Origin of the sequence: Streptomyces sp. NBC_00250, assembly GCF_036192275.1 — a bacterium.
GTDB lineage: Bacteria > Actinomycetota > Actinomycetes > Streptomycetales > Streptomycetaceae > Streptomyces.
This window is the reverse complement of record NZ_CP108088.1, coordinates 6275340-6288435: the sequence shown is the minus strand read 5'-3', so window position 1 is coordinate 6288435 and position 13096 is coordinate 6275340. Positions and strand designations below refer to the sequence as shown.

Here is a 13096-nt window from a genome sequence, read left to right as displayed (position 1 = left end):
GGTTCTTCGTCCCTGTCCCCACGGGCGCTCGGAGCCGTCCCCAAGAGAGAGTGTGAGGGTGCTCGTACTCGTCGCTCCCGGCCAAGGCGCTCAGACGCCCGGCTTCCTGACTCCCTGGCTCGAACTCCCCGGCGCCGCCGACCGCATCGCGGCCTGGTCGGACGCCATCGGGCTCGACCTCGCCCACTACGGCACGAAGGCGGACGCGGACGAGATCCGTGACACCGCCGTGGCCCAGCCGCTCCTCGTCGCCGCCGGCCTGCTGTCCGCCGCCGCGCTCGGCGACGGGTCCTCCGCCGCGAAGGCGGCGGGCGTCGCCGGCGTCGTCGCCGGTCACAGCGTCGGTGAGTTCACCGCCGCCGTGTTCGCGGGCGTCCTCGACGACACCGCCGCGCTGCGTCTCGTCCGGACCCGCGGTCTCGCGATGGCCGAGGCCGCCGCGATCACCGAGACCGGTATGTCGGCGCTGCTCGGCGGCGACCCCGAGGTGAGCGTCCCGCACCTCAAGAAGCTCGGCCTGACCCCGGCCAACGTGAACGGCGCGGGCCAGATCGTGGCCGCCGGCACCATGGAGCAGCTGGCCGCCCTGGAGGCGGACAAGCCCGAGGGTGTCCGCCGGGTCGTCGCGCTCAAGGTCGCCGGTGCCTTCCACACCCACCACATGGCCCCGGCCGTGGCGAAGCTGGAAGCGGCGGCGAAGGAGCTGTCCCCGGCCGCCCCGACCGTCCGCTACGTGTCCAACAAGGACGGGCAGGTCGTCGCCGACGGCGCCGAGGTCGTGGCCCGTCTCGTCGGCCAGGTCGCGAACCCGGTCCGCTGGGACCTGTGCATGGAGACCTTCCAGGCGCTCGGCGCGACCGCGCTGATCGAGGTGTGCCCCGGCGGCACCCTGACCGGCATCGCCAAGCGCGCCCTGCCGGGCGTGGCCACGGTCGCCCTCAAGACTCCCGACGACCTCGACGCGGCCCGTACGCTCATCGCTGAGCACGCGGCCGTCTGACAAGGAGTGTCGAGAAGCATGTCGAAGATCAAGCCCAGCAAGGGCGCCCCGTACGCACGGATCCTCGGTGTCGGCGGCTACCGCCCCACCCGGGTCGTGCCGAACGAGGTGATCCTCGAGACGATCGACTCGTCCGACGAGTGGATCCGCTCGCGCTCCGGCATCTCCACCCGCCACTGGGCCTCCCCGGAGGAGACCGTCACCGCCATGTCGGTGGAGGCCTCCGGCAAGGCCATCGCCGACGCCGGGATCACCCCGGAGCAGATCGGCGCCGTGGTCGTCTCCACGGTCTCGCACTTCAAGCAGACCCCGGCCGTCGCCACCGAGATCGCCGACAAGATCGGCGCCGGGAAGCCGGCCGCGTTCGACATCTCCGCCGGCTGCGCGGGCTTCGGCTACGGCCTGACGCTCGCCAAGGGCATGATCGTCGAGGGGTCCGCGGAGTACGTCCTCGTCATCGGTGTCGAGCGGCTCAGCGACCTGACGGATCTGGAGGACCGCGCGACGGCCTTCCTGTTCGGCGACGGCGCCGGCGCCGTGGTCGTCGGTCCCTCGGACGAGCCGCACATCGGCCCCACCGTCTGGGGTTCCGAGGGCGACAAGTCCGAGACGATCAAGCAGACCGTGCCGTGGAACGAGTTCCACGTCGGCGATGTCTCGAAGCTGCCGCTCAACGAAGCGGGCGAGATCAAGTTCCCCGCGATCACGCAGGAGGGTCAGGCGGTCTTCCGCTGGGCCGTCTTCGAGATGGCGAAGGTCGCCCAGCAGGCCCTGGACGCCGCCGGCATCTCGGCGGACGACCTGGACGTCTTCATCCCGCACCAGGCGAACATGCGGATCATCGATTCGATGGTGAAGACGCTGAAGCTGCCCGAGCACGTCACGGTCGCCCGTGACGTCGAGACCACCGGCAACACGTCGGCCGCCTCGATTCCGCTCGCCATGGAGCGACTCCTCGCCACCGGCAAGGCGAAGAGCGGCGACACGGCGCTCATCATCGGCTTCGGGGCGGGTCTCGTCTTCGCCGCGACGGTCGTTACCCTCCCCTAGGCACTCCGGTTCTTCCGGAAGCCTTTTCCCAAGTAATCACAAGAAGGAGCGCCACCATGGCCGCCACCCAGGACCAGATCGTCGAAGGCCTCGCCGAGATCGTCAACGAGATCGCCGGCATCCCGGTCGAGGACGTCGAGCTGGGCAAGTCGTTCACCGACGACCTGGACGTCGACTCGCTCTCCATGGTCGAGGTCGTCGTCGCCGCCGAAGAGCGCTTCGACGTCAAGATCCCGGACGAGGACGTCAAGAACCTCAAGACGGTTGGCGACGCTGCCGACTACATCCTGAAGCACCAGGCCTGATTCGGCCCTCGCTGACTCGGTCCGCCACCCGGCGGTGGCGCCGTATTCCGACCATCACACACATGGAGAACGAATTCCTGTGAGCTCGACCAATCGCACCGTGGTCGTCACCGGTATCGGCGCAACCACACCGCTGGGTGGCGACTCCGCGTCGACCTGGGAAGGTCTTCTCGCGGGGCGCTCCGGCGTCAAGCCCCTGGAGGGCGAGCGCTTCGCCGAACTGCCCGTGCAGATCGCCGCGACCGCCGCCGTCGACCCCGGTGACGTCCTGCCCCGCCCGCTCGCCCGCAAGCTGGACCGCTCGGCGCAGTTCGCGCTGATCGCGGCCCGTGAGGCCTGGGCCGACGCGGGCTACACCGCCCCTGCCGGCGAGGACGAGAAGATCGTGCCCGAGCGGCTCGGTTCCGTCATCGCCTCCGGCATCGGCGGCGTCACGACTCTGCTCGACCAGTACGACGTGCTGAAGGAGAAGGGCGTTCGCCGCGTCTCCCCGCACACCGTGCCCATGCTCATGCCGAACAGCCCCTCCGCCAACGTGGGCCTCGAGGTGAACGCCCGGGCGGGCGTCCACACCCCGGTCTCGGCGTGTGCGTCGGGTGCCGAGGCGATCGGCTACGCCGTCGAGATGATCCGTACCGGCCGTGCCGACGTGGTCGTCGCCGGCGGTACCGAGGCCGCGATCCACCCGCTGCCGATCGCCGCCTTCGCCAACATGATGGCGATGTCCAAGAACAACGACGAGCCGACGAAGGCCTCGCGTCCCTACGACACCGGCCGCGACGGCTTCGTGCTCGGCGAGGGCGCGGGAGTCGTGATCCTGGAGTCCGAGGAGCACGCGAAGGCGCGCGGCGCGCGTATCTACTGCGAGGTCCTCGGTCAGGGTCTGTCGGCCGACAGCCACCACATCGCGCAGCCCGAGCCGACCGGCCGTGGCATCGCCGCCGCGATGCAGAACCTGCTCGACGCGACCGACCTCAAGCCGTCCGAGGTCGTCCACCTCAACGCGCACGCCACGTCGACGCCGCAGGGTGACGTCGCCGAGATCAAGGCGCTGCGGAAGGTCCTGGGCGACGACCTGGACCACGTCGCGATCTCCGCGACGAAGTCGATGACCGGCCACCTCCTCGGCGGCGCGGGCGGCATCGAGACCGTCGCGACGGTCCTGGCGCTCCACCACCGCCTGGCCCCGCCGACGATCAACATCGACGAACTGGACGCGGACGTCGACGCGGACATCGTCCGCGACGTGCCCCGCGAACTCCCGCAGGGCACGATCGCCGCGATCAACAACAGCTTCGGCTTCGGCGGCCACAACGTGGTCCTGGCGTTCCGCACGATCTGACCTCGCACTGACGCATGCCGGAGGCCCACCCCCTCAGCGGGGGGTGGGCCTCCGGCGTGTCCTGGGGCCTCAGCGCAGGGCGAACGCCGAGGGTTCCGCGTCCATCAGGATGTGGTTGACGACGACGTACCGTCCGCCGGGGGCGGCGAGGAGTTCGGGCTCTATGGAGAGTTGCGTCTTCGGGCTCTCCGGGGCGATCACCGTGCCGGCCTTGCCCGTGGCGGGGTCGAGCAGCACGATCCTGGCCCGGCCGTAGCCCTCGAGGACCGCGATGACTCCGTCCGCCGCCGTCGCCAGCGCCGCCTTCTGCTCATCGGAGTGGTACACCCACGCCTTCCGGCCGTCCGCGAGGGAGTACGCGACGACGTGATGGGGCACGATGTCCTCCCGCTCCGCCAGGGTGATCAGGTGCCCGTCACGGACGAGTGGCCGGGTGACGTCGCCGCTGCCCGGGCCGCCCTGCCAGGAGAGTTCGCCTTCGGGCCCGGTGAACGGGATCGTCGCCGTCGGCGCGCCCTTGTCGTCGAAGCCCAGGAAGGCGTGGGTGCCGCGCGGGTCGTCCTCGTCGACGGCGACGACGACGGGTGAGACGGAGACCACCGAGGCGTCGGCCCTCGACTCGACGGGCAGCTCCCGGAGCCACCGCTGTGCGCCGGTACGGGTGTCCAGGGCGACGAGCCGCGCGCCCTTGCCGCACTGTTCGGCGACGAGGGTACGGGTGGCGTCCGAGTCCACGGCCAGGACCCGGCAGTCCTCGGCGAGCGCCCGCTGCCAGCGCTGTTCGCCCGTCTCACCGGAGCGGCCACGGACGGCGCCGTCCTCGGCGGTGACGGCGGTACCGCCGCCGACGGCGAGGCCGCGGGCGAGGAGGCCCTTGCCGGTGAGGCTCGTGCGCCACAGGACCTTGCCGTCGGAGGTTCGGACGGCGAGGAGGGTCGCGCACGGCCGGCCGTGGCGGGCGTGGGCGATCAGTCCGATGCCCTGATCGGTGTCGGGGGACATCCCGCAGAGGCCCTCGCGGGTCGGCGCGGGAACCTTCCAGCGCACGGTGCCGTCGGCGGAGTCGTACGCGGACAGTCCGTCGAGCCGGCCCTGCGCCACGGTCTCGCCGAGGGCCCAGGCGCCCACGCCTCGGTCGTGCTTCGCTCCGACGGCCGGGACGGTCCACGCGACCGTGGGCCTGCCCCGGGACGGCGGGGCCGAGGACGGGGCGGCGGGTTTGCCGGACGCCCGGCCCTGCTCGTCGCCGTCGTCGTCGCCCGCCGCCACCAGGCCCCAGGTACCGGCGGCCGCGAGCGCCAGCAGCCAGACGACTCCGACCACCAGAGCCGAGGACCGACCGGAAGGCCCGGCGGTGTCGGCCTTGGCCAGGGCCGGGGAGTCGTCCGGGACGGAAGCCGAATCCGGGACCGTACGGTTCTGCCGCCCGGTCACCAGACCCGTCACCCCTAGCGCCACCAGGACCAGCGCGCACGTGAGCGCCGCCCAGCCCCTCGGCCAGGAACCCGCGACGACCCCGGCCCCCAGGAAGGCCGCCGCGGCGCCGAACGCGGCGCCCGACAGCAGAACGGCGGCCTTGACCGGCGCCGTACCTTCTCGCGTCACTTCTCTCCCGCCCGGCGTGCCCCCTGCCCGCCCGGGCGGAATCTACCGCGCGTCGATGACGGCCCTTCAGACGACCTGGTGCAGCCAGCGCACCGGGGCTCCCTCGCCCGCGTACCGGAAGGGCTCCAGTTCGTCGTCCCAGGGCTTTCCGAGGAGCTTGGCGATCTCGGCCTCCAGCTGCGTCTCGCCCTGCGCGGAGCGCGCGAGGGCGGCCCGCAGCCGGTCCTCGGGGACCAGGATGTCCCCGTGCATGCCGGTGACGGCGTGAAAGATGCCCAGGTCGGGGGTGGCGCTGTAGCGCTCGCCCTCGGCGGTGGGGCAGGGCTCCGCGGTGACCTCGAAGCGGAGCATCTGCCAGCCGCGCAGTGCGGAGGCGAGTTCGGAGGCGGTGCCGGTACGGCCCTGCCAGGAGAACTCGGCTCTCCAGGTGCCGGGGGACGCCGGCTGGCGGATCCAGTCGAGCTGGACCCTCGCACCGAGGACACCCGCGACCGCCCATTCGACGTGCGGGCACAGCGCGCGCGGTGCGGAGTGAACGTACAGGACTCCACGTGTCGTCACCGGGACCTCCAGTGTGGGACGAGGTTCGCCTTTCCCAGCGGCCTCAGTAAACAGCATCAGGAGCAAAACGTCACAAACCATCAAAAAGGGGACAGGATGTGACGTGATGTAATTTACCGGAGCCGGTCGGCAAAGGTGCCTCTGGTTCGACGGGGGAAAAGCTACCGTGCCGCACCGTCATCGGTGTGACGTACGGTCGGTCCGGGGGCGGGTGAACACGAAGCTTTCACCCGCCAGGACGCCGAAGGAGGGGCCGGGGATGCGCGGCCGAAGCAGATTTCGTACCGCTGTCGCCGCCGCGACGGCGGCGCTGCTGTGCGCGGGGGCCCTGTCCGGCTGCACCGCCGGGGAGCCCACGGCGAACGGCACGACGGCGAGATCGACGTCGAAGCCGACTCCGAAACCGCCGTCGAAGCCGACCCCGAGGCCGTCCCCGCTGTGGGACGTCTCCCCCGCTTCCGTCGCGGCCGTCGGCGACTCCGTCACCCGCGCCTTCGACGCCTGTTCGGTCCTGACGGACTGCCCCGAGGTCTCCTGGGCGACCGGCACGGACACCACCGTGAACAGCCTCGCGCTGCGCCTCCTCGGCCCGGAGAAGGTGGCCACCCGCAGCTGGAACCTGGCGCGGACGGGCGCGCGGATGGCGGAGCTTCCGGAGCAGATGGCCGGCGCGGCGGCCGAACGGCCCGAGCTGGTCACGGTGATGATGGGCGCCAACGACGCCTGCCGTCCCACCCCGGACCTGATGACGCCGGTCGCCGACTTCCGGACCTCCTTCGAGACGGCCCTCGCGCGGCTGCGGAAGGGCGCTCCGAAGGCGCAGGTGTACGTGGCGAGCGTGCCGTCCCTGATGCATCTGTGGTCGACGGGGCGGGTCAGCCCGATGGGCCTCGAGGTGTGGAAGCTGGGGATCTGCGGCGCGATGCTGACGGACGCCGAGGACCTGAGTGCCGCGGCGGACCGGCGGCGCGCCGAGGTGCAGGACCGGGTGGTGGCGTACAACCGGGTGCTCTCGGAGGTGTGCGCCGAGGACGAGCGCTGCCGTTACGACGGCGGGGCGGTCTTCGGTTTCCGTTTCGACGAGGGCCAGTTGAGCCCCTGGGACTTCTTCCATCCGAGCAAGGACGGGCAGGCGCGGCTCGCGGAGCTCGCGTACCGGCGGATCACGAAGGAGTGAGGGACCCCGGGGCGGTTGTCAGGTGCCGCCCCGGGGCCGGTCATGAGGGTCGTCGGGGACCTCAGATCTCCAGGGTGGCCCTCAGGCGGACGTCGGCGAGGGAGTGGGCGGCCCGTACCTCGTAGCCGCCGGGGACGAGGGCCCAGTCTGCCTTCCGCTCGTCCCAGATCTCGAAGGCGCGGCGGGGCAGCGCGATCTCGGTCTCGACGGTCTCGCCGGGTCCGGCCCCGACGCTCGCGAACCCGGCCAGCCAGCGGTCGGGGCGGTCGGGGCCGCGCACGGGCCGCGGCGCCAGGTAGATCTGGACGACCTCGCGGCCGGGGCGGTCCCCGGTGTTGGTGAGCCGGACCTTCGCCGACGTCGGGGTGACGTCCAGCGAGTCGTACGACCAGGTCGTGTAGCCGAGGCCGTGGCCGAAGACGTACGCGGGGGCCTCCCCGACCCGGTCCCAGGCGCGGTAGCCGACGAAGATCCCCTCGCTGTAGGCGAGTTCGCCCTCGGCCGGGGTGACGTCGGTGACCGGGACGTCGGCGAGGGTGCCGGGCCAGGTGGTGGGGAGGCGGCCGCCGGGCTCCTCGGCGCCGGTGAGGACGTCGGCGAGCGCGTCGCCGCCCTCCTGGCCGGGGAACCAGCTGAGCAGGATCGCCGCGACGTCCTCGCGCCAGGGCAGCTCGACCGGGGAGCCGGCGTTGACCACCACGACGGTGTTCGGGTTGGCGGCGGCGACGGCCCGTACGAGGTCGTCCTGGTGGCCGGGGAGGGCGAGGTCCTTGCGGTCGAAGCCCTCGGACTCGACGCGTTCGGTGGTGGCGACGACCACGACGGCGGTGTCGGCGGCGCGGGCCGCCTCGACGGCCTCGGCGATCAGTTCGTCGGGGTGACGGCGCGGACCGAGGTGGACGAAGGAGAACATGACGGCCGGCAGCGGGGCCGCGAACTCCTTGTCGAGGGTGTGCAGCAGGGACACCTCGACGGTCTCGCCGGCGGTGAGCGCGACCTTGGCGCGCTCGACCGGGGAGCCGAAGAAGGCTTCGAAGGGGTCGCTCTCGGGGCCCATCGCCTGGACGCCCTCGAAGAGGGTCTCGCCGGCGACGGCGAGGGTGTAGGCGCCGAGGCCGCGGGTGCCGAAGGAGTGCTCGCCGGCCTCGCGCGGGGTGAAGGTGCCGACGACCTCGATGGAGGCGAGGGCCTCGTGGGTGACCCCGGCCGGGAGGTCGTCGCCGATCCACTGGACCTGCCCGTTGGGCAGGGAGCCCTCGCCGAGGAGGCGGCCCTCGGCGTCGCGGCAGCGGGCGCGGAGGGTGAATCCATGGTCGGCGGGGGCGAGTTCGTCGCTGGGGTCGGCTCCGACGGTGAAGGTGAGCGCACCCTCGGGAAGGGCTGCGGTGAGGCCGTCGAGCGGCGAGACGACGTGGTCGGGGAAGACCTGGGCGGAGCCGCCGCCGAGGACGCGGGCGTCGCGGGCGGCCGCGCCGGAGAGGGCGACGGTCCCGGGCCGCAGCGGGAGGGCCTCGTTCTCGTTGCGCACGAGGACGAAGCCGCGGCGGGCGATCTCGCGGGCGAGGGCGTCGCCGTCGAGGGCGGCCGGGGGTTCGGCGACGACCGGCGGGGCGCCTTCGAGGGCGCCGACGCGGGCGGCGAGCCGCAGGACGTTGCGTACGGCGGTGTCGACGGTGGACTCCTCGACCTCGCCTGCGCGGACGGCGGCGGCGAGGGCCTCGCCGTAGACGGTGGCCGGGCCGGGCATGGCGACGTCGAGGCCGCCCTCGATGTCGCCGGTGGTGGAGCGGGCTGCCATCCAGTCGGAGACGTTGTAGCCGTCGAAGCCCCACTCGCCGCGCAGGACCTCGTTGACCAGGTGGTGGTGCTCGGTCATGGTCATGCCGTTGACCTGGTTGTAGGCGGTCATGATGCCCCAGGGGTGGGCGTTCTTGACGATGGCTTCGAAGGGGGCGAGGTAGAGCTCGCGGAGGGGGCGCGGGGCGATCCTGTTGTCGACGGTGAAGCGGTCGGTCTCGGCGTCGTTGGCGACGAAGTGCTTGACGGTGGTGCCGACGCCGCCGTCCTGGACGCCCTGGACGTAGCCGGTGCCGATGGCGCCGGTGAGGTACGGGTCCTCGCTGTAGGCCTCGAAGTGGCGGCCGCCGAGCGGGGTGCGGTGCAGGTTGACGGTCGGCGCGAGCAGCACGTGGACGCCCTTGCGGCGGGCCTCCTGGGCGAGGAGGCGGCCGGCGCGGCGGGCGAGGTCGGGGTCCCAGGCGGCGGCGAGCGCGGTCGGGGACGGCAGGGCGACGGACGGGTCGTCGGCGGTCCAGCGGACACCTCGGACGCCGATGGGGCCGTCGGACATGACCAGGGACCGCAGGCCGATCTCCGGCAGGGCGGTCAGGGACCACATGTCCTGGCCGCCGAGCAGCCGGGTCTTGGAGTCCAGGTCGAGCTTGGCGAGCGCCGCCTCGACGACCTCCTCCCGTGCCGCGTCCGCCCCTGCCCGTGCCGTGTCCGCGCCGGTCTCCGTCATGGCCGTACCTCCTTGGTGACGTACTGCTGACCCCGATGACCCCATCGTGCACCCACTTACCTGTAGATCGGTAGGTGATGTTATCCGTTTGTTATTTTTACGGAGGGGGTACGGTCCTGTCGGAAGCGACGACCGGAGAGGGGGCCACGGCGATGGTGCGGGCCAGGAGCGAGGAACGGCGGGCGGAGATCCTCCGCGCCGCCCTCGAAGTGATCGCCGAGCGCGGCTACCGGGGCGCGACCCTCGGCTCCGTCGCCGAACGGGTCGGCCTCACCCAGCAGGGACTGCTGCACTACTTCCCGACCAAGGAGGCGCTGCTCGTCGCCGTCCTGGAGGAGCGCGACCGCTGGGACACGAGCGGCGGCCGGGACCGTGAGGGCTGGCGGCTCGACCTGCTCGAATCGCTCGTCGAGTACAACGCGATGCGGCCCGGGATCGTCCAGACCTTCTCCGCGCTGCTCGGCGAGAGCGTCACGGACGAGCACCCGGCGCGCGCCTTCTTCACCGAGCGCTACACGCAGGTGCGGGCGAACATGGCGCAGGTGCTGCGCCTGGAGTTCGGCGACCGGCTGCCGAGCGGGCTGAGCCCGGAGCGTGCGGCGCCGCTCCTGACCGCGGTGATGGACGGGCTGCAGTACCAGTGGCTCCTGGACCCCTCGGCGGTGGACATGCCGGCCGCCTTCCGGGACTTCCTGCGTCTGCTGCACGGGGGCGAGGAGCGGCCGTAGCCGCCGACTCGGGCGCCACGGGAGGGAGTTCGGGTGCGGGGCCGACGGGATTCGAACCCGCGGGGTCCGGCCGCCAGGTCCGGCGACCGGCCGCTCGCCCCGGGCACGGGGAACCTCCGCCGCCCGGATTCGCAATCGACCGTGCTCTGCCACGGCCCCGCACCCTGCGGCATCGCGCGCGACGCCGCTGGGCGGATTCTAGAAGGTGTCCGCCGGTGGGCCGCTAGCGAACAACGGCCGCCAGGTCCTCGCCGAGCAGGGACGGGTCCTCGGTGAGGGCGCGGTGGACGGATTCCAGGACGGGGAGCTTCGCCGCCGCCGTCGCCAGGGCCACGTCCTTGGCCGCGAGGGCGACCGGGAAGTACGAGCCGGTGGCGGTGGCGCGGGCCACGGCGCCGGAGAGGGGCCCCTGGGCGAGGGTCCGCAGGGCGAGTTCGCGGGGCAGGCCGAGCGCTCCGGCGAGCGCGAGGGCCTCCCCGATCAGCGCGACCCCACCGATGACGGCGTTGATGAGGACGAGTTTGAGGGCGGCCCCGCCACCGGGTCCGCCGCACGCCGTGACCGCGCCCAGACGGTCGAGGACGGCGGCGACGGGGGCGGTGTCACCACCCGCGAGGATCAGCAGCTCGCCCGTGGCGGCCCGGTCCACGCTGCCCATGACGGGCGCGTCGATCAGGGTGACCCCGTCGGGGAGCCGGGCGGCCAGGACGCCGACGGTGTCGGGGCCGACGGTCGAGGTGTCGATCCAGTGGGTGCCGGGGCGCAGTGCCGGAAGGATGGCGTCGGCGACGGCGAGGGCGGCGGCCGGATCCGCCAGCATGGTGATGACGACATCGGCCTCCCGGACCGCGTCGGCGGGGCTCCCGGCACGGACGGCGCCGCCCGCGACCAGCGCGTCGGCCTTGGCGGCCGTGCGGTTCCAGACGGTCAACGGGTGTCCGGCGTCCAGGAGTCGGCGGGCCATCGGGAGACCCATGGAACCGAGGCCGAGGAAGGCGATCCTCTGTCGCGAGCCGGCCGCGCTGTCCGTGGCGTCCGAGCCGGCCGTGCCGACCGTGCTGTCCGTGCTGTCCGTGCTGTCCGTGCTGTCCGTGCTGTCCGTGGTGTTCATGAGGACGACGCTAGGCATGACCGTCCCATGCGACAAGCGAATGTCTAGCATGGCATCCATGCCGAACGGTCATGTCCTGTACGAGGTCTTCCTCGCCGTCGCCCGCGAGGGGTCCTTCACCGCTGCCGCCCGCACCCTCGGGTACACCCAGTCCGCCGTCTCGCGCCAGGTCCAGGCCCTGGAGGACGAGACGGGCGCCGTGCTGTTCGAGCGGCTGCCGCGCGGGGTGCGGCCCACCGAGGCGGGCCGGGTGCTGCTGCCGCACGCCGAGGCCGTACGGGACCGGCTCCTCGCGGCCCGGGCCGACCTCGAGGCGCTGCGCACCCTGGAGGGCGGGCTGCTCCGGCTCGGCTCGTTCTCCAGCGCCAACGCGGCGCTCGTCCCCCGTACGCAGGCCGTGTTCCGCGCCCGGCATCCGGGGGTGACCGTCACCCGCACCGAGGGCCCGTCCGTGAAGCATCTGGCGCAGCTCGCCGCCGGGGATCAGGACCTCGCGGTGGTCGCCCCGGCCCTGGCCGCTCCCCCGCCGGAGGGCGTGACGCTCCACCACCTCCTGGACGAGCCGATGCTGGTGGCCCTGGAACGGGGCCATCCGCAGGCGGGCCGGCGGGCGGTTCGGCTGGCCGAGCTGGCCGACGAGGAGTGGATCGTGGGCGCCGAGCGGCTGGAGGACACCCTGTTCCGCCCGGCCGTCGCCGCCGGGTTCCGGCCTCGTACCGGGCTGCTCGCGCACGACTGGATCGCCAAGCTCGGGGCGGTCGCCGCCGGTCTCGGCATCACGCTCGTACCGGCGCTCGCCGCGGCGTCCGTCCCCCGGGAGGTCGTGCTCGTCACGATCCACCCGGACGACGTCCCGTACCGCCGGGTCTGCGCGGCGACCCCGCCGACGCCGAGCGCGGCGGCGACGGCCTTCCTGGGGCTGCTGCGGGAGACGGCGGAGGCGACGGTCTCGCGGCCGGACGGGATGATGGGCGCATGATCGTCGCAGCCACCCAGTTCGCCCCGGTCGCCGGGGACATCGCCGCCAACGTCCGAACCGTCGCCGGTCTGGTCAGGGCCGCCGGGGCGGAAGGCGCCCGCGTGGTCGTCTTCGCCGAGCTCTGCCTCAGCGGGTACGAGCCGTCCCTGATCCGGGACACCCCCGGTCTGGTCCTCACCGAGGACGACCCTCGCCTGGAACCCGTACGGGAGGCCTGCCGCGAGGTCTCTGCGGCGGCCGTCGTCAACGGCCCGGTGCGGACGTCGGACGGCCGCCCCGCGGTCACGTCCCTTGTCATCGGCCCGGACGGTGAACTCCTCGCCCGCTACGACAAGCAGCACCTGTACGGGATCGAGAAGGAGGTCTTCGCGCCGGGCACGACCGACGGCCGGTTCGCGCTCGACGGGGTCCGGTTCGCGACGGCCACCTGCTACGACAACCGTTTCCCCGAGCTGGCCGAGCGTGCCGCCGCCGACAACTGCGCGGCGTATCTGGCGAGTTCGGTGCTCGCCGCCGACAACGACTCGTTCGAGACGGTGTATCCGGTACGGGCCCGGGACTTCGGTCTGTACGTGGTGCTCGGCAATGTCCTCGGGGTCAACGAGGACGGCGTGGGCGGCGGCGCCGCCGGGGTCTGGGGCCCGGACGGCGGGCGGATCGCCGACGCGGGCCCGGAGAAGCAGGGGTTCGTGCTCGCCGAGATCGGCTGAGCCGGGG

Annotated in this window: 12 protein-coding genes; 8 read left to right on the top strand and 4 right to left on the bottom strand. The window is 72.8% G+C overall.

The window, feature by feature from the left end; genetic code table 11:
- Positions 1-58 precede the first annotated feature (58 nt).
- From OG259_RS28380 to fabF, 4 genes are all read left to right on the top strand, one after another.
- The gene (locus OG259_RS28380) at positions 59-1000 is read left to right on the top strand and encodes an ACP S-malonyltransferase (RefSeq protein ID WP_328944830.1); all 942 of its coding nucleotides are present in this window, start codon (positions 59-61) and stop codon (positions 998-1000) included.
- Between the two features lie 18 nt (positions 1001-1018).
- Positions 1019-2050 (top strand): ketoacyl-ACP synthase III, encoded by a 1032-nt coding sequence (locus tag OG259_RS28375; protein ID WP_328944829.1) that lies wholly within the window; start codon positions 1019-1021, stop codon positions 2048-2050.
- Between the two features lie 56 nt (positions 2051-2106).
- Positions 2107-2355 carry an acyl carrier protein gene (locus OG259_RS28370; protein ID WP_030220891.1) on the top strand — a complete coding sequence of 83 codons (249 nt, stop codon included), beginning with the start codon at positions 2107-2109 and terminating at the stop codon, positions 2353-2355.
- A gap of 79 nt (positions 2356-2434) precedes the next feature.
- On the top strand, positions 2435-3697 hold the full coding sequence (fabF, locus tag OG259_RS28365; protein WP_328944828.1) for a beta-ketoacyl-ACP synthase II: 1263 nt from the start codon (positions 2435-2437) through the stop codon (positions 3695-3697).
- Between the two features lie 69 nt (positions 3698-3766).
- On the opposite strand, the gene OG259_RS28360 is transcribed toward fabF, so the two are convergent.
- On the bottom strand, positions 3767-5302 hold the full coding sequence (locus OG259_RS28360; RefSeq protein ID WP_328944827.1) for an outer membrane protein assembly factor BamB family protein: 1536 nt from the start codon (positions 5300-5302) through the stop codon (positions 3767-3769).
- 66 nt (positions 5303-5368) lie between these two features.
- Positions 5369-5863: a DUF3145 domain-containing protein gene (locus OG259_RS28355; RefSeq protein WP_266891520.1), complete on the bottom strand. Its 495-nt coding sequence runs from the start codon at positions 5861-5863 to the stop codon at positions 5369-5371.
- Between the two features lie 259 nt (positions 5864-6122).
- Here OG259_RS28355 and OG259_RS28350 point away from each other — a divergent pair, with 259 nt between their 5' ends.
- Positions 6123-7040: an SGNH/GDSL hydrolase family protein gene (locus OG259_RS28350; RefSeq protein ID WP_328944826.1), complete on the top strand. Its 918-nt coding sequence runs from the start codon at positions 6123-6125 to the stop codon at positions 7038-7040.
- Positions 7041-7101: 61 nt separating this feature from the next.
- Here OG259_RS28350 and OG259_RS28345 read toward each other — a convergent pair whose 3' ends face one another.
- A complete protein-coding gene (locus OG259_RS28345; protein WP_328944825.1) occupies positions 7102-9561 on the bottom strand; it encodes a beta-glucosidase family protein in 2460 nt (819 codons plus the stop codon).
- Positions 9562-9713: 152 nt separating this feature from the next.
- Here OG259_RS28345 and OG259_RS28340 point away from each other — a divergent pair, with 152 nt between their 5' ends.
- Complete coding sequence (locus OG259_RS28340) at positions 9714-10289, top strand: TetR/AcrR family transcriptional regulator (RefSeq protein ID WP_328944824.1); 576 nt, start codon at positions 9714-9716, stop codon at positions 10287-10289.
- 223 nt (positions 10290-10512) lie between these two features.
- On the opposite strand, the gene OG259_RS28335 is transcribed toward OG259_RS28340, so the two are convergent.
- Positions 10513-11400: an NAD(P)-dependent oxidoreductase gene (locus OG259_RS28335; RefSeq protein ID WP_328944823.1), complete on the bottom strand. Its 888-nt coding sequence runs from the start codon at positions 11398-11400 to the stop codon at positions 10513-10515.
- A gap of 58 nt (positions 11401-11458) precedes the next feature.
- On the opposite strand from OG259_RS28335, the gene OG259_RS28330 reads away from it, so the two are divergent.
- Positions 11459-12379, top strand: coding sequence for a LysR family transcriptional regulator (locus OG259_RS28330; protein WP_328944822.1), 921 nt, complete (start codon positions 11459-11461; stop codon positions 12377-12379).
- Entirely contained in the window at positions 12376-13089 is a 714-nt protein-coding gene (locus OG259_RS28325; RefSeq protein WP_328944821.1) for a carbon-nitrogen hydrolase family protein, read from the top strand. Before OG259_RS28330 ends, OG259_RS28325 begins: the two co-directional genes overlap by 4 nt.
- The last annotated feature ends 7 nt before the right edge of the window (positions 13090-13096 follow it).

Bases quoted from the DNA above. Each gene is read 5' to 3' on its own strand.
- OG259_RS28375 (WP_328944829.1), top strand. From the start codon at position 1,019: ATGTCGAAGATCAAGCCCAGCAAGGGCGCCCCGTACGCACGGATCCTC.
- OG259_RS28370 (WP_030220891.1), top strand. From the start codon at position 2,107: ATGGCCGCCACCCAGGACCAGATCGTCGAAGGCCTCGCCGAGATCGTC.
- OG259_RS28350 (WP_328944826.1), top strand. From the start codon at position 6,123: ATGCGCGGCCGAAGCAGATTTCGTACCGCTGTCGCCGCCGCGACGGCG.
- OG259_RS28345 (WP_328944825.1), bottom strand. From the start codon at position 9,561: ATGACGGAGACCGGCGCGGACACGGCACGGGCAGGGGCGGACGCGGCA.
- OG259_RS28340 (WP_328944824.1), top strand. From the start codon at position 9,714: ATGGTGCGGGCCAGGAGCGAGGAACGGCGGGCGGAGATCCTCCGCGCC.
- OG259_RS28335 (WP_328944823.1), bottom strand. From the start codon at position 11,400: ATGAACACCACGGACAGCACGGACAGCACGGACAGCACGGACAGCACG.
- OG259_RS28330 (WP_328944822.1), top strand. From the start codon at position 11,459: ATGCCGAACGGTCATGTCCTGTACGAGGTCTTCCTCGCCGTCGCCCGC.
- OG259_RS28325 (WP_328944821.1), top strand. From the start codon at position 12,376: ATGATCGTCGCAGCCACCCAGTTCGCCCCGGTCGCCGGGGACATCGCC.